This window comes from Roseibium sp. AWQ4_254 (genome assembly GCF_056161025.1).
This window is the reverse complement of sequence record NZ_JBSWYH010000003.1, coordinates 219,288-235,958: the sequence shown is the minus strand read 5'-3', so window position 1 is coordinate 235,958 and position 16,671 is coordinate 219,288. Positions and strand designations below refer to the sequence as shown.

General features: G+C 58.7%; 13 protein-coding genes. 1 reads left to right on the top strand and 12 read right to left on the bottom strand.

Annotated elements, in window-relative coordinates; all coding sequences use genetic code 11:
- Positions 1 to 138: 138 nt before the first annotated feature.
- The 11 genes from ACXAIC_RS03915 to ACXAIC_RS03865 all read right to left on the bottom strand — a co-directional run bounded on the left by ACXAIC_RS03915 (position 139) and on the right by ACXAIC_RS03865 (position 14,362).
- Entirely contained in the window at positions 139 to 2,562 is a 2,424-nt protein-coding gene (locus ACXAIC_RS03915) for a methyl-accepting chemotaxis protein (RefSeq protein WP_475173845.1), read from the bottom strand.
- Positions 2,563 to 2,775: 213 nt separating this feature from the next.
- A complete protein-coding gene (locus tag ACXAIC_RS03910) occupies positions 2,776 to 3,684 on the bottom strand; it encodes a sugar kinase (RefSeq protein ID WP_475173842.1) in 909 nt (302 codons plus the stop codon).
- Between the two features lie 341 nt (positions 3,685 to 4,025).
- Complete coding sequence (locus ACXAIC_RS03905) at positions 4,026 to 4,847, bottom strand: carbohydrate ABC transporter permease (protein ID WP_475173841.1); 822 nt, start codon at positions 4,845 to 4,847, stop codon at positions 4,026 to 4,028.
- Positions 4,844 to 5,731, bottom strand: coding sequence for a carbohydrate ABC transporter permease (locus tag ACXAIC_RS03900; protein ID WP_475173839.1), 888 nt, complete (start codon positions 5,729 to 5,731; stop codon positions 4,844 to 4,846). Before ACXAIC_RS03900 ends, ACXAIC_RS03905 begins: the two co-directional genes overlap by 4 nt.
- Positions 5,732 to 5,823: 92 nt before the next feature.
- Complete coding sequence (locus ACXAIC_RS03895) at positions 5,824 to 7,107, bottom strand: ABC transporter substrate-binding protein (RefSeq protein ID WP_475173837.1); 1,284 nt, start codon at positions 7,105 to 7,107, stop codon at positions 5,824 to 5,826.
- A gap of 67 nt (positions 7,108 to 7,174) precedes the next feature.
- A complete protein-coding gene (locus tag ACXAIC_RS03890) occupies positions 7,175 to 8,245 on the bottom strand; it encodes an ABC transporter ATP-binding protein (protein ID WP_475173836.1) in 1,071 nt (356 codons plus the stop codon).
- Positions 8,245 to 9,033, bottom strand: coding sequence for a DeoR/GlpR family DNA-binding transcription regulator (locus ACXAIC_RS03885; RefSeq protein ID WP_475173834.1), 789 nt, complete (start codon positions 9,031 to 9,033; stop codon positions 8,245 to 8,247). The genes ACXAIC_RS03890 and ACXAIC_RS03885 overlap by 1 nt, the downstream gene beginning before the upstream one ends.
- A 301-nt stretch (positions 9,034 to 9,334) precedes the next feature.
- Positions 9,335 to 10,426 carry an ABC transporter ATP-binding protein gene (locus ACXAIC_RS03880; protein ID WP_475173832.1) on the bottom strand — a complete coding sequence of 364 codons (1,092 nt, stop codon included), beginning with the start codon at positions 10,424 to 10,426 and terminating at the stop codon, positions 9,335 to 9,337.
- Between the two features lie 33 nt (positions 10,427 to 10,459).
- Positions 10,460 to 11,608: a carbohydrate ABC transporter permease gene (locus tag ACXAIC_RS03875; protein ID WP_475173831.1), complete on the bottom strand. Its 1,149-nt coding sequence runs from the start codon at positions 11,606 to 11,608 to the stop codon at positions 10,460 to 10,462.
- Positions 11,608 to 12,849, bottom strand: a complete 1,242-nt coding sequence (locus ACXAIC_RS03870) for a carbohydrate ABC transporter permease (protein ID WP_475173828.1) — start codon at positions 12,847 to 12,849, stop codon at positions 11,608 to 11,610. Before ACXAIC_RS03870 ends, ACXAIC_RS03875 begins: the two co-directional genes overlap by 1 nt.
- Before the next feature lie 145 nt (positions 12,850 to 12,994).
- The gene (locus ACXAIC_RS03865) at positions 12,995 to 14,362 is read right to left on the bottom strand and encodes an ABC transporter substrate-binding protein (protein WP_475173826.1); all 1,368 of its coding nucleotides are present in this window, start codon (positions 14,360 to 14,362) and stop codon (positions 12,995 to 12,997) included.
- A gap of 250 nt (positions 14,363 to 14,612) precedes the next feature.
- On the opposite strand from ACXAIC_RS03865, the gene ACXAIC_RS03860 reads away from it, so the two are divergent.
- Positions 14,613 to 15,650: a LacI family DNA-binding transcriptional regulator gene (locus ACXAIC_RS03860; RefSeq protein ID WP_475173825.1), complete on the top strand. Its 1,038-nt coding sequence runs from the start codon at positions 14,613 to 14,615 to the stop codon at positions 15,648 to 15,650.
- A 63-nt stretch (positions 15,651 to 15,713) separates the two neighbouring features.
- Here ACXAIC_RS03860 and ACXAIC_RS03855 read toward each other — a convergent pair whose 3' ends face one another.
- On the bottom strand, positions 15,714 to 16,385 hold the full coding sequence (locus ACXAIC_RS03855) for a GntR family transcriptional regulator (protein WP_475173823.1): 672 nt from the start codon (positions 16,383 to 16,385) through the stop codon (positions 15,714 to 15,716).
- Positions 16,386 to 16,671 lie beyond the last annotated feature (286 nt).

Genomic DNA, 16,671 nt, shown 5'->3' with positions numbered 1-16,671 from the left:
CGGTCAACCAGACCGGGTCGCGCGATGCGCTGCGCCGTCGAACGGAAACGGAGCATCAAAGAGGCCATGGGCAACTGCGCGTGCTATCCGGCCACCAGTTTGCCGCCTTGGCGCAAACCGCGTTTTTTCCGGAAGCCCCTAAGCGGCGATCAGAATGTGGTCTTCTGCAAGAGCGCTCGTGAACTCCACCCCGCAGCCCGTATCCGTCTGCCGGACGACCCTGGCCTGCAGCTGGCTGCCGTCATCAAAGTCCAAAGTGATACTTTCGCCGATCTCCAACCCTTGCTGAACCTGGATCAAGGCACCGGTCCGGCTGACATCACCGAGCTGAACTGAATGAATGCTGCCATTCTTGCGCGTGAGCGTCACATTGTCCGAAACCGCCTTTCGGGCTGCGCCGCTCCGGTCTTCCACATCCCGTGTGACAGCGCTCAGGAACCGTTCCACCTCTTCTGACAGGAGGGTGCTGGCATCGGACACCAGGTCGGAGGCGGTTTTGACCGCACCGGTTTCCTCCGCCGTCTGCAGCACCGCGCCGGACACGGAAGCCATGCCGGTTTCTGCTTCTCCAGTACTCTCGCTGGCGGATCTTGCAGAGCGGGCAATCTCTTGATTGGCAGCCCGCTGTTCTTCAATGGCTCCGGCGACAGAGCTGGTCAGAGACCGGATTTCCTCAACCTTCTCACCGATATGACCAATGGCCCCCGCCGCGTCCTTTACGGAAGTCTGGATGCCCGTGATCTGGCCGGAGATCTCATCGGTGGCCTTGGAGGTCTGTTCGGCCAGTTCCTTGACCTCGGACGCAACCACGGCAAAGCCACGCCCGGCTTCGCCAGCCCGCGCTGCCTCAATCGTCGCGTTCAGGGCCAGAAGGTTGGTCTGCTCGGCGATATCACGGATCAGATTGACCACGCTGCCAATGTGTTCGGCCGCCTCCGACAGGGTCTGAACATTCTGGTTGCTCGCCTCTGCGGCTTCCACCGTCTCCGTAACGATCCGGGTGGTCGCCTCGGTCTGGTTGGCAATTTCCTGAACGGTCGCAGTCATTTCCTCCGTCGCAGCCGCAACTGCGGCAACATTTTCAGAGGCGTTTCTGGAGGCAGAGCCAGCCTGATCCGTTTCCGAACTGGCATTGTTCGCAAGTTCGCCGAGCGTGTCCGCCGATTGGCGCATCCTGCCCATCTGGTCGGCGACGGTTTCCAGCCGTTCGGACATGGTCCCCTTGAAACCGTTGATCAATTCTTCAAGGAACTTCTGCCGCTGGCGTTCCTTGTCCCGGTCGCCCCGGGCAAAGGCTTCCAGTTTCCGGCGTTCAATGGCGTTGTCCTTGAACACCTGGACCGCCCGGCTCATATCGCCGATCTCGTCCGCACGCTCCGCGCCGGCCAAATCCACATTCACATCCCCGCCCGCAAGCCGGGCCATCACATCCACAAGCCCGGTAATGGGCGTTGTGATCATGCGGGCTGCGAAGAGCCCAACAAAGGCTGCAACAGCGATCAAAAGGCTCCCGACCAGGAACATGCGGTTGCGCATGTCAATCACCGGCGCAATCGCTTCGCTATAGGCCTGCATGGCCAAAAGGAGATAGTGATTGCCGCGATACTCGAACCGGATGGCTTCGACATCCATCAGCTCTCCACGGTGCATCTGCGCATAGCCGAAACTTTCGCCCTTGGCCTTGGCCTCGTCCACAATCGGACCTTCGATCCGGGTTTCCAGAATGTCGTTGACATCAGGCGTATAGGTGCTGTCGTTGCGCATCAGACCGTCTTCACCGATCAGCACAAGCTCCCCGGTTTTGCCCAAGCCCAAAGTGTGGCTCATCAGTTCGTTGATCCTGTCAACCGGCATCTGGAAGGCCAGAACCCCAATCGTCTTGTTGTTCCCATCGATCACCGGATGTGCCATGAAACTGGCCGGCGCATCCGCACTGGGGCCATAAGGCGCGAAATCTTCAAAGGCCACGTCACTATGTGCCGTGATTTTCATCGCGTCCCGATAAACTTCCCCGAGATCGGAGTCCGCCCATTTGCCCCCGCCTGCCTCAAAATTGGTGGCGTAGTCCAGTTCCTTGAAGACGGAATAGATCAGGTTGCCCTTGGTGTCGAAGAGGAAGACATCATAAAAACCTTCATCCTGCTGCAGCTTGTGAAACCAGGGATGAAAGCGGGCATGCACCGCATCATAGGAAGAGCCACTGTCTGCAGCATAGAGCTTGTCTTTCTCGCCTGTCGGGTGGGGGTTGTCCGAGATATAGGCCCGCTGAAGCTCGGCCTCCATATCGGTTCCCGCAGCAGACATCTCCTGCCAGGCCTTGGAAAACGCTTCGACAGCCGAAGCTGTGCCAGGATTTTCCGCAATCAACACGAGCTCACGTTCAATCGTTTCCAGATAGGACCTGATTTCATCAGATCCGGTTTCCGCCGCTGCCAGAAGACGCTGTCTGGTAAGCTCTTCTATGCTGGCGGCCGATGTCATGTAACTGGCAACTCCGATGCCAATACCAACGACCGCAGCTACGCCGGCCACCAAAGCGGGAATCTTTTTGGAAAGTCGCATGTCTTCGTGTCTCCTTCCTCAAGGAGGAATCTAGTCTTTCAAAGAATTTTTCCTTAATCTAAAATCAAGCACCAAAAGAAACATTAACGAAACACATGAGATCGACCCAATAAAATAAGCAATTATGCTCACTTTATTTCAAAATTTCTATAATTATACTATAAGTAAATTTAACTAGGCGCGAACTTACTCGCGGTTTTAAAATAAAGGTCTTTAAACCGTCTCGATGCAGTCCACCAGCGCGCCCCGGTGCTGGATCACGGTTCCAGCCAGTTTCGCTCCGGCCGCCACACTGGAGGACACGGACCCGCTAACCAGATAGTCCGCCAGGAAGGCTGCGTTGAAACTGTCCCCTGCCGCTGTTGTATCGACCACGGTTTGAACTGGAGCTGGCTGGAACCTCTGCCGTTCAGTTTTTGAGGCACAGATCACTTCCTGCGGGCCGTTCTTGACAACGGCCATGCCCGCTCCGGCCGCAAGATACCGGTCCACGCTTTCCTCGGCGTTTGCGTCGCCAAAATAAGTCAGCTCATCCTCAAAGGACGGCATGACAAGGTCACAATGGCTGGCCGCCTCCGTCACACGCGCCCGCATCGTCTGCGCGTTCTCCCAAAGACGCGGCCGCAGATTGGGGTCGAACGCTGTCCTGGCTCCGGCCCGGCGGGCCGCTGCCAGAGCCTCAAAAAAGATCTGCCGGTCCGCGTCCGGCAAAATGGCCAGTGTAATACCGCTGAAATAGATCAGATCGGCACCGGAAAAGCTTTTGTGCAAGAAATCAGCCTGCTCCGCCAGACAGCGGGCCGCTGCCTGAGACCGCCAATAGGCAAAACTGCGCTCGCCGTCTTTCAGCTGGATCATGTAGAGGCCAACCGTCCTGTCCTCCATCCGGTGGATCGCCGAAACATCAAGGTCCGACTCTTCCAGAAAGGCGAGCATCCGGTCCGACACCTGATCCTGACCAACGGCTGTCACATAGCCAACCGTCCAGCCGGCCGGCAGGCATTTACGCGCATACCAGGCGGTATTCAGCGTGTCACCGGCAAAGCCCATGGCATAGGTTCCCTGGCCGGTCGGCGCCATCTCGACCATACATTCTCCAACGGCCAGAAACCTTTTCGACACAACAGCTCTCCTTTGAAACCACCTGAAACTTCAGATTGAGAACCCCGGCTTTTCCGGGATTTAAATCCATTTAAAAGCGGAGTGTGTTCATAGCATGAAACGGGGCCGGGTCAATTCCGGCAACCACTCGCCCCCCCCCCTCACCCAACAAGATCCTATTCGAGCGTGTCCTGAGAACGATGTGCAAGGAGCGTGTCACAGGGCGATGTGGGGCATCGTTCAGGAGGCGCGACACGGCGGAACGCATTCATGCCGTGGCCTCAGGGGCCTTTTTAGGTGAGCTTGGCATCAGGACCGGGAAAGGCACAGGCAGAAGCCCTGCCCAAAACGGGATCACCCGGCTATTTGATGCCCGCGCGCATGAAGCTCTGAACGAACTGGCGCTGGAACAGGAGAAAGGCGATCAGCAACGGACCTGAGGTCATCAGAGTCGCCGCATTGATCACCGACCATTCAATGCCGCTGTCAATGGCAGAAAAGATGCTCAGACCAACGGTGACCGGCCGTGTTTCCACCGAGTTGGTAACAATCAGCGGCCACAGGAAATTGTTCCAGTGGTGGCTGACGGAGACCAGCCCGTAGGCAAGATAGGTCGGTTTGGCGAGCGGAATATAGACCTTCCACAAGACACCGAGAAACGAGGCGCCTTCAATGCGTGCAGCCTCGTCCAGTTCCTTCGGAATGGTCATGAAGGTCTGGCGCAGCAGAAAAATGCCGAAGCCGGAGGCGATATAGGGCAGCGCAATCGCCGGGATCGTATCAACCAGATCCAGCAGGCGCATGGTCTGGTAGTTTTCGACCATCAGGATGTCCGGCATCACCAGAAGCTGCAGCAGCACCAATGCGAAAAAAAGATTGCGGCCCGGGAAGGAAAAACGGGCAAAAGCATAGGCGGCCAATGTGCACAGGAAAAACTGCCCGACCAGGATCATCGTAACCAGCACAAAGGTGTTGAAGAAATATCGCGCAAAGGGGGCCGCAGCCCAGGCGTTGGCGAAATTGTCCAGCGTCAGCGGCGCGAAGAGATCGAACCGGGCTTCATAGGCCGCGGGATGAATGGCGGTCCAGACCGCATAGGCGAGCGGCAGCACCCACAGGATCGCCAAGGCCCAGGCGGCCACCGTGTTCAGGGCCCGGTCAACAATCTGAGAAGCGCCGGTCATTTGTAATGTACCTTGCGGTCAAAGAAGAAGAACTGGCCAATCGCCAGCAGCGACAGCAGCAACAGCAGAGCCACGGTCAGGGTGGCCCCATAGGCCGTCTCCCAGAAGCGGAACGCCACCTCATAGATGTAGAAGAGCAGCAGAGCGGAGGCATTGTCCGGACCGCCATTGGTCAGAATGAAGATGTGGTCCACCAGACGGAAAGAATTAATCACCGCATTCACACTGACAAACAGGGTCGTCGGCATGAGCAGGGGAAAAGTGATCCGCCAGAACACCGTCCAGCGCCCGGCCCCTTCAATCTTCGCCGCTTCCTTCAAAGACACCGGGATGGCCTGCAGGGCAGCCAGATAGAAGATCATGAAGAAACCGGCTTCCTTCCAGACCGTGACGACAATGATGGCATTGAGCGCAGTGTCAGGACTGCCGAGGTAGTTGCTGGCGGGCCAGCCGAACAGGGTGCCCGTGATCTGGTCGAACAGACCGAAACCTGGCGTATAGAAAAACAGCCAGATATTTGCGACCGCAATCAGTGGCAGCACCGTGGGGGTGAAATAGGCCATGCGCACGAAAGACCGTCCGGCCAGCCTGTCATTCACCCAAAGGGCCATGACAATGGCCAGGGCGATGGAAAGCGGGATCGTGCCGGCGGCAAACCAGACATTGTTCCACAAAACCTTCCAGAAGACCGGGTCGTGGAGCATGCGCTCGTAATTGTCGAGCCCGATGAACTTGGCAGCCCGGCGCCCGCGCGGTGTGGAATAGAAACTGTTGATCAGGGTCGCAACGGCGGGAATATGCGTGAAGGCAAACAGAAACACCATTGCCGGCAGCAACAGCAGCCAGCCATAGATCCATTCCCGTTTCACCGTCACAGCGCGCATGTCAACAGCCCGGTTTTTTTAAAAGTCAAAGCCTGTAAAGGCCAGGAACAGAGCGCCGGATCAAAGCCCGGCGCTCCGCGTCTCAGAGCCGCTTAGCGGTATTCGGCCAGAATGGCGTCGGCTTCAGCCTGGGCATCTTTCAAAGCCGTGGCCGCATCCTTGGTGCCGGTGATGGCAGCAGCCAGGGCATCGTTGAAGATGCGCACAACACGCTGGTTCTGGTAGGTGGACAGTTCCGCCTTGGCATAGTCAAGCTGGTCCCGGGCCACCAGAGCCGGCGGGAAGTCAGCCGTATAGGCTTTCATCGTGTCCGTGTCCCAGGTCTCCGGACGCGGCGCCACATAGCCGGTGGCAATGGTCCACTTGGCGGACTGTTCCGGTGCCGTGATCCACTGAACGAATTTCACGGCTGCCGCGCTCTGTTCCTTGGACGCGCCCTTGAACAGATAGAAGTTGCCGCCACCAGTCGGTGCCCCGCGCTGGACCTTTTCCGGCAGCATGGCCACACCGAACTCGAACGGCGCATTGTTGCGCACATTGGTCAGGTTGCCGGTGGAGGTCCACATCATGGCCGTCTGGCCTTCAAAGAACGCTTTCGGTGTTGCACCCCATTCGATGATGCCCGGCGCCATGACCTTGTATTTGGTGCTCAGGTCCACGAGATATTGCAGGGCTTCGACCACTTTCGGATCATCAAAATTGGTCTGGTTGCCTTCCGCATTGGCGAGGGTCGCGCCGTTTTCAATGGCAAGGCCCTGGAACAGCCAGTAGGGGAACCCGGAGGACGGAATGCGCACACCCCATTGGGTGACATTGCCGCTGGCGTCGGTCTTGGTCAGCTTCTTGCCGAATTCAACCATGTCATCCCAGGTTGCCGGGGCAACCTCCGGATCAAGACCGGCTTCCTTGAACGCTTCCTTGTTCCAGTAAAGGACCGGCGTGGAGCGCTGGAACGGGATGCCATAGGTCTTGCCGCCGGTCTGGCTGTTTTCCATGAAAGCCGGATAGAAACCGCCCAGCCACGCCTTGTCTTCGGCTTCCGTCAGGTAGTCATCAAAGGGGGTGATCAGGTCTTCATCGATCAGCGTGAACATGTCGGTGGACAGGATCACGGAGAGCTGGGGCGGGTTGCCGCCGCGCGCGGCGGTGATCGCCTTGGCGACCGTATCCTGGTAGGAACCGGCATAAACGGCGTCGATGGTCACATCCGGGTTCTGGGCGACATAGGCGTCGGTCAGTTCCTGGATGGTCTCGGCAGCCTTGCCGCCAACGGCGACGGGGAAATAGAATTGCAGATCAACAGCCTGAGCAGACGCCCAGGTGCTGACAGTAAGCGCCGTTGCAGCAACGGCCTTCAGGAAAGTCGACTTCAACATCCATTCACTTCCTAAGGTTTGAACATCCGCATCATTGCGGCTGGTCTACGCAGGCGCGCGCAGTCGGTCAGGAACGCAGCCGCGTTCCAAATTCCAAAACAAGGTCATCCCGGCGCCGGCCCGTATCGGCGTCAAAAACATGAAGCGCTTCCGGCGCAAAGCCGAGGTCAATCGTCTCACCGGGCTGGACAGGCCGTGTGGTCGGCAGACGCACCTGAAACGAGGTGTCCGCGACAACACAATCGGCCAGAACATCCGCCCCCAGATATTCCACAGCCCGGATTTTGGCGGTAACCGGTCCGCCCTCTTCAACAAACATGGCCTCCGGGCGCAGGCCGAGCTGAAAATCCGGCGCAGTCGACAGTTTCTTGAGCGCATTTGCCGGAAACAGGTTCATGGGCGGCGTGCCGATGAATTTTGCCGCGAATGGATTGGCCGGGCGCTCATAAAGCTCCCGGGGCGCAGCCGCCTGCACCAGCTGCCCCTGATTGAGCAGCACCACCTGGTCGGCCATGGTGATCGCTTCCACCTGGTCATGGGTCACATAGACCATGGTGAACCCGAGCTGTTGCTGAAGAGCGCGGATTTCAAGGCGCATTTCATGCCGCAGTTTCGCATCCAGGTTGGACAGGGGCTCATCCATCAGGCAGATCGGCTTTTCGCCGATAATCGCCCGGCCAAGGGCAACACGCTGTTGCTGGCCGCCGGACAACTGGCCCGGCTTGCGGTCCAGAAGGCCTGACAGACCCAAAAGATCCGCCACCTTCTTGAGACGCGTGTCCCGTTCGGCCCGGCCGACACGGCGGACCTTGAGCCCGAAAATGATGTTTTCCGCAACGCTCAGATGCGGAAACAGCGCATAAGACTGGAACACCATGGACAGGTCGCGCTTGGGGGACGGCAGACCGGTTACGTCGCTGCCGCCAATCAGGATGGTCCCCTTGCTGACGCTTTCCAGCCCTGCAATCATACGCAAGGTGGTGGACTTGCCGCAGCCGGATGGCCCCAGAAGCGCCGTGAACGAACCCACCGGAATATCAATCGACAGCGCGTCCACCGCCACGGCCTCGTCCCAGATGCGCGAGACCTCTTCAAGAGAAATGGGTTTCCCGGCGGCCGCCAGACTGGTGTCCGCCATCACGTCCGGGCCCCTTCAACCGCCACAAAGACCTCGGTTGCCGATCCGTCCAGATTGTCCAGATAGGCACCGGGCACCGGCCGGTCAGTGAAAATGGCATCGACATCCTGCAAATGCCCGCCGCGCACATGGGCATTGCGGCCAAACTTGCTACGGTCGAGCACCAGATAGGATTTGCGGCAATTGGCCAGGATCGACTGGCGGGCGGCTACCTCATCCTCATGGAAATCGAGCAGAGTGCCGTCCTCATCCACCCCGGCAACACCAAAGATGCCGATATCGACCTTGTAGTTGGAGAAAAACGCCTGAGCGGCAGATCCGAGAATGTCCCGGTCGCCATGGCGCAGGCGCCCCCCGGCAATAGTCACCTGAAAGGTCGGGTTGCTGGAAGCCGTAAAAGCCACATTCAGATTGTTGGTGAAGATGGCCAGATTCTCATGGCTGCTCAGCGCCTGCATGACGATTTCCGGCGTTGTGCCAATGGAAAAGGCCAAGGACTGCTGGTTTTCGACCTTGCTGGCCACCAGGTGTGCGATCAGCTGCTTTTCCGGCAGTTTCAGGATCTGGCGGGTGGAATAATGGATGTTGGAGGCTGGGGCTGGCGGCTCGACGCCGCCATGGGTCCGGCGCAGGATACCCTGTTCGCACAGGCCGTTTACATCCCTGCGGATCGTCTGGGTTGTCACCTCGAACCGCTCGGCCAATTCCTCAACAGAGGCGAAGCCCGTCTTTTGCACGAGATCGGCAATCTCGGCCTGACGTTTTGATATATCCACCTGTCCCAGCATAGATCCCAATTCCGAATACCTTTTGACCCGTTGCTCCCAGACCGAAGGCTAGGCTGAGTCAGGCACGCCGCAGTGACGTGAACACGATCACTTCGCAGAAGCGATAAATCATTTTCATATGAACCTTATTCGACGTTCATATGAAAATGATATGACATTTTCAGAGGGAAGGTGAAGACCAGCCTATGCACTGGCCGGGTGGCCCTGCTGCGCAGCCACCTCAAACAGTTTTGCCGCGCCGGGTTCGCCAGTTTTCTGACGCTAAAGCGCCGGGCTCACTGAGACAGATGACCTGCCGGGCCTACCGGTAGAGGAACGACTTGCCCGCACTGTCAAACAGATGCAGCTTGTCCGGAGCGGCCGTCAGGCGAAGTTCGGTGCCCTTGGCAATCTTCTGTATGCCAGGCAATTTGGCAATGAAAGCGTCCTGCCCGTCACGAGGCGCGAAATAAAGCACTGTGGTCTCGCCCAGGGCTTCCACGATCTCCACTGTGGCCGAGACCAGATAATTGTCACCGTCTGTCAGCTGCAGGTCTTCCGGCCGCACCCCCACTTTCACCGCTGCATTCAGATCCGCGTCCCGGGACGCAATCGGCACCTGTGCATGGCCCTGATCGGGCATCTGCACGGCGGTCGTCTTTCCGGTGCCGGTGACAACCGCTTCCACAAGGTTCATGGCAGGTGAGCCGATGAACTGGGCCACGAAGGTGTTGGCCGGACGCTCGTAAAGCTCCAGCGGCGCGCCGAACTGCTCCACATTGCCCCCATGCAGCACCACGATCCGGCTGGCCAGCGTCATGGCCTCCACCTGGTCGTGGGTGACGTAGATCATCGTGCTGTCCGGCATGCTTTCCTTCAGCTGGGCAATCTCGATCCGGGTCGCTACACGCAGGGCCGCATCCAGATTGGACAAGGGCTCATCAAACAAGAACACCTTCGGGTCCCGCACAATGGCCCGGCCAATGGCCACCCGCTGGCGCTGCCCCCCTGACAGGGCCTTGGGCAGCCGGTCGAGAAACTTCGTCAGCTGCAGGGTTTCCGCAGCGCTGCGCACCGCCCGGTCGATTTCCTCCCGGGACTTGTGGGCCAGTTTCAAAGCAAAGGCCATGTTGTCATAGACCGTCATATGCGGATAAAGCGCATAGGACTGGAACACCATGGCAATGCCCCTTTGGGCGGGCGGCACGTCATTGACCACAACATCGTCGATTTCAAGCATGCCGCCGGTGATTTTTTCCAGTCCGGCTATCATGCGCAAAAGGGTCGACTTGCCGCAACCGGACGGGCCGACAAAGACGACCAGCTCGCCCTTTTCGATCTCCAGATCGATGTTGCGCAGAACCTCAACCTCGCCATAGGACTTGCTGACATTCTTCAAGGACAAGGAGGTCATGCCTGCGGTTCCCCAGTTCGTATCTTGTTCATATTATTTGACCGAGCCCGCCAGGAGCCCGCGCACCAGATAGCGCTGCATCGCGAAGAACACGCCGAGCGGCACGGCAATGGACACAAAGGCGGCCGTCGCCAGGATTTCCCAGTTGCCGCCCCGTGTGCCCAGAAGCTCGACAATCTGGTTGGTCATCACCGTGGTTGAGCCAGTTGCATCGATCAGGAACACCTTGGCCACCAGAAGATCGTTCCAGGTCCACAGGAACTGGAAGATGGCAAAGGAGGCCAGCGCCGGAAAGCTCAAGGGCAGGATGATGCGGGTGAAGATCTGGAAATCCGTCGCCCCGTCCACCTTCGCATTCTCGATGATATCGCGCGGCAGGCCGACCATGTAATTGCGCAGTAGATAGACCGCGAGCGGCATGCCGAAGGCCGTATGCGCCAGCCAGACCCCAAGATACCCCTTGCCGATCCCGATCCCCAGATGCAAACGCAACAGCGGGATCAGCGCCAACTGCAAAGGCACGACCAGAAATCCGACCACGGCCGCAATCAGAAGGGCGCGGCCGGGAAACTCCATCCAGGCCAGCGCATAGGCAGCAAAGGCAGCAACGACAATGGGAATGATCGTTGCCGGAATTGTCACCGTCAGCGTGTTGAAGAAAGCCTTGGCCATGTTGTCCTGGCCCGTGCCGGAAAACAGAATCGTACGGTAGTTGTCCAGGGTGAAATCCGGCGGCACGGTCGCAGTGATGAAGATCCGCTGCCCCCGCCCGGAGAGCTGTTTGTCCGACCCGCGCCAGACATAACTGCCATCATCCTTCAAGGTGACGGTTTCCCCGCCCTTCATTTCAGCCACATCGCCGGGCTGATAGGCATCGACCGCCCGGGAGGAGACACCCCAAGCCAGGATCTCACGCGGAGCTCCGTCGAAGATGGTGCCGCGCACCACATAACCGTCCCCGTCGGCCACCCGGTGGTCATCAGGGTCGGCGGCCCGGTAAACCTCGTTCTGTTCGGCCGGGAACAGGGCAGCCCACCAGCCCGAACTGGAAATCTGGTCCGCGGTGCGGAAAGAGGACACAAACAGGCCCACGGTTGGAAACAGCCACAGCAGCACAAGGATCAGAACTGAGAGGTGAACGGCCCAGGTCAGGCTCGACTTCTTGCCGGCAATGCGACCCATCACTTCATCTCCTTGCGCGCATTATAGACGTTCCAGACAAGGATCGGGGTCACCAGCAGCATGATGACGATCGCGCTGGCCGAACCGACGCCCCAGTCATTGGCGCGGAACAGCTTGTCATACATGTAGTTGGCCAGAACCTGGGTCTCCCACTGGCCGTTGGTCATGGCAAAGACGATGTCGAACACTTTGAGAACCGTCAGCGTGATCGTGGTCCAGACCACCACGATGGTCCCCATGATCTGCGGCACCTTGATCTTGAAGAAGATCTGAAACGGATTGGCCCCGTCGACAATGGCCGCCTCCACGGTTTCCTCCGGAATGCCGCGCAGCGCCGCGGACAAGATCACCATGGCAAAGCCCGTCTGGATCCAGATCAGCACCACCATCAGGAAGAAATTGTTCCAGAATGGCAGGGTCAGCCAGGTCTGCGGTGCGCCGTAGGGAAGTTCGACAATCCAAAGGCTCACAAGCGAGGTGAGCGACACATAAAGAAGCCAGAGCGCGGCGCCGGCGACCAGAAGGCGCAAGGGCAGAAGCCAGACCGACCTGTCCTCCCCCTGTGCCACAATCGCGCGCACGAACGACCAGGAAACGGAGGCCACCACAATTGCAAAGCCAATCAGCAGGACCGACGGCAACACCTGCAGCAGCAGGATGGAGCCGATCCCGCCATCCAGCTTCAGCCAGATGGCATTCAAAATGCCGATCTGGTTCTGGTCTTCCGGGCGGGTGTCATAGATCAGCTTGAAAATGACCGATGCCCCGACAAAGGAAATCGCCATCGGCATGAAAATAAGGGACTTGGCCAGGTTGCCCCAGCTGATGCGGTCGGTGAGCTGGGCCACCAGCAGGCCGAACGCGGTCGAGACCGCCGGAACGACGATCAGCCAGAGCATGTTGTTGCGCACCGCTTCCCAGAATTTGGGCTCATCCATCATCTGGCGGTAATTGGCCAGGCCCACAAAGGCGCCGCCCTGATCCCGGTCGGTCAGCGACAGGCGCAAGGTTTCAAAGACGGGATAGGCCAGGTAGAGCGCAAGGGCGAACAGGGCTGGAAACAGGAACAACCAGGGGCGGATCATGTTCGCCCGGTTGATGTTCCGCCCGGCATTCGGCCCGGAGGCGGGAAAGAGCACCTTGTCGAGAAACAGGTTCGACAGAAAAAAATATCCGAGACAGGCACCGACCCCGAACACAATGGTCGTCAGGCCCAAAAGAGCCGGATTGTCCGCGAACATGAACGCTCCCTCCCTGTTCTTCTGCCGGAGACCTCCCGGTCAGACCGGGGGCTCCTTGTTTTTGGGATAAGGGGCCGATGGGGAACGGTGCCTTATCCTGCAGACCCGGCGGACCTTATAGCCCTGCCGGTATTTCAGTGCGTTCTTATTTCAGAGCGTCCCAGCTTTCCTGGATCTGCTTGGCGACCGTGGCCGCATCCTTGCCGCCGGTATAGTCGACCATACCGGTCCAGAACGTGCCGGCCCCCACAGCGCCCGGCATCAGGTCCGAGCCGTCAAAGCGGAATGTGCTGGCATTGACCAGAATTTCCCCCTGCTTACGCAGCGTGTCATCCTTATAGGCCTGCGGATTGGCCCCCTTGTGCGGTGTCAGGAAACCGGTCTGGGCCATCATCACCTCGTGGGCGATCGGCAGCTGGAAGAACTTCATCAGTTCATTCGTTGCATCAGAGGGATTGGTGATCGCCATCAAAGTGCCGCCCCCCAGCACCGGACTGCCGAGATCCTTGTCCGCATAGGAGGGGAAATAGAAGAAGTCGACATCACTGCCAAATTCCACACCTTCCGGGAAAAAGGCCGGAACGAAGGATGCCTGACGGTGCAGGTAGCATTGCGGCGGCGAGGAGAAGAGACCTTTCGGGCTGTCCCGGAAATCAGTGGAGGCCACCGCACTGGCCCCGCCGGCCACTTTGGCATCATCGCGGGCGAACCAGCCGAATTCCTCAATGGCGCCGACCACACGCGGATCGTCAAACGGGATTTCGTTGGCCACCCACTGGTCATAGACATCAGCGGGCTGGGTGCGCAGCATCAAGTCTTCCACCCAGTCGGTTGCCGGCCATCCCGTGGCCGCGCCAGATCCGAGCCCGATGCACCAGGGCGTTTCCCCATCAGCAACGATCTGCTCGGTAAGCCCTTTCAGGTCTTCCATCGTGTCCGGCACTTCATAACCGGCATCTTCAAAATTCTCCGGCACATACCAGACAAGGCTCTTGACGTTGACATTGTAGAAGAAACCGAACAGCTGGTCTTTGCCGTCCGCATCCTTGTAGGTGCCGAGGTCCACCCAGCTGTCGCCCGCGCCGTAATTTTCGGCAATCCAGCTGCCCATGCCCTCCGGCAGGGGCTTCAAAAGGCCGCGCGAGGCCATGTCTGCTGCGAGGCCCGGCTGCGGAAACACTGCAATATTGGGCGCCGCGCCAGCCTCCGCATCGATAACGATCTGCTGTTCGAAGGAATCGGAGCCCGTATAGATGACCTCAGCGCCGGTGGCATCCGTAAAATAGGCCAGCACATTGCGGAAATAAACGTCTTCCGGCTGCAGCCAGGGACCCGCGATCGTCACGGTCTGGCCGCTCAGATCCGGTGCATTTTCCTTCCAGCTTGCGTAGCTGTCCCAGTTGAAAGGACCATCTCCCGGCGCGAATTTCAGCGCTTCTGCCTGTGACGCTTCGGAACCCAGCGCAACACCAAGCACCAAGCCTGCTGCGCAAGCCATCAAACGAGTTTTCATGTCAGTCCTCCCAGATTGGTCCTTTTACGGAACCTTCCCTTTAAAGTGGCACACTTGGCCGGGCATCTGCAATACCGGGGCCCCTCTCCCCTGCATCAAACCAACCGGAACCCGGCACCCAAACCGCTTTGGATTTCGCGATTACCATGTCGCCGCGCTTCTGTCTTGTCAAGCGAACAAGACGCGAATTATGGTTGTCTTTTCAAGAACCCGCTGCCGGGAGTTCGCAGTCACAGCGTTTTGAGCATTCATGAGCAAAAATGTTAATCTCAAGGAATTATCGCACCGGCTGAATCTGTCCCAGACAACCGTCAGCCGCGCGTTGAACGGCTATCCGGAAGTCAGCGCGAAGACGCGCCGCCGGGTGACAGAGATGGCGGACAGGCTTGGCTATGCGCCGAACAGCCAGGCCCGGCGCCTTGCCACCGGGCGCTCCATGGCCATTGGTCACGTAATTCCCCGCTCGATCCATGAAATGATGAACCCGATTTTTCTGGAATTCATTGCCGGGGCCGGAGAGACTTACTCCAGGCACGGCTATGACATGATCATCAGTGTGGTGGATGACGATCAGGAAACCGAGGCCTATCGGCAAATTGCGAACCGCAAGAAGGCGGATGGCGTGATCATCCATGGCCCGGCAGCGGAAGAACAGCGGCACAAGCTGCTGGGGGAGCTTGGCCTGCCCTTTGTGGTGCACGGGCGCATTCCAGGCGTGGAATCTGAAACCTGCTGGATCGACATGAACAACCGGCGGGCCTTTGAGCGGGCAACCAGCCTTCTGCTTGATCTCGGCCACACGCGCATTGCGCTCTTGAACGGAATGGAACAGATGGATTTCGCCCAGCGCAGGCGCCAGGGCTTTGAAGAGGCCCTGGAAGCCCGGGGCCTGAAACCCGACCCCGCCCTCATGCGCAGCGCCGAAATGACCGAACCATACGGCTGCAACAGCACCCTTGAGATGCTCCGCCTCGACACACCTCCCACAGCCTTTCTGGTCTCCTCCATGATCACCGCCATTGGAGTGGCCCGCGCACTCGGGCAATGCGGTCTTGAGCCGGGCAAGGATGTCTCCATCGTGACCCATGACGACGCCCTGTCCTTCTTGCCCAACAGCGGCGCGGTGCCGACTTTCACCTGCACCCGCTCGTCCGTGCGCTATGCCGGACAGAAGGCGGCCGAACTCCTTCTTGAAATGATCGCCGTGCCGGACCGGGAACCCACATTCCTTCACCTGGAAGCCGAGTTGATCCTCGGACAATCGACCGGTCCCGCCCCTGTGTCCTGACAAACGTTCAGATCTGGACATTCAGGCCAGGGCGTTCAGATCTGGCTGTTCAAGCCTGGACGTTCAGACCTGAGAGAGGCCACTGGATTGCAGAAGATGATCCATCGTCTTCAGACCGCGCTGACGGTGCGCCCGGGACACATCCGCCGCAAGCTCCGCATCTCCCGCTTCAAAGGCCTCGTAAAGGCGTTGATGCTCTTCCACATCCGCTGCCGGTGCCCCGTTGAGGCGCAACAGCACGGAATTTGCCCGAAAGACCTGATCCAGCAGCCCCTGGATCTGCCCCTGGAGCCGCTCGTTGCCGCAGTGTTCGGCGGTCAGCCGGTGCAAGGCATCATCCAGCCTCACCCAGGCACCGATATTGTCCGTTTTCAGAGCCATGTCGCTCTCCATCAGAATCACGCCCATTTTCCGCAAGGCCCGGCTGCGCTCATCAGACGCAGCAATTTTCCGGGCCGCCAGCGCCTCAAGCTCCGCAAGGATCTCGAAGATCTCCCGGATGTCCTTCTTGGTGATCGCAACCACCCGCGCGCCCCGGCGGGGAACAAGATCGACGAGCCCTTCCGCCTCAAGCCGGATCAACGCTTCTCGCACCGGGGTCCGGCTCATGCCGAGCCGGTTGGCAATGTCCGGCTCCGGGGCCTGATAGCCCGGCGGCAGTACCCCTTCGAGTATCTCCCTTTTCAGCCGCTCATAAGCGTTGTTGACCCGCGTGGACTTGGCTTTCACTAGCATCGCCTGACGTTTCCGAAACCTTTTGACATAAAACAATGGACTCAGGGCCTCAGTAAGGCCCCCGAGCGAACAGGCGTGTTTTGCTAGCAAATCAATTCTTGCGCCTTAACGAAAACAGTAAAATTTTAGGAAAACTCTACCGGCCTTGAACACATTTCAGGCAACACCACGAAAAGGCCCAATTTTCGCATTGAAAAATATGAAGAATTTCTGAGATTAACCCAGTAAGAATATCGTCAAAAATACTGATAACAATTCAAAACCGGCATTGTCAGAGACTGCAAAA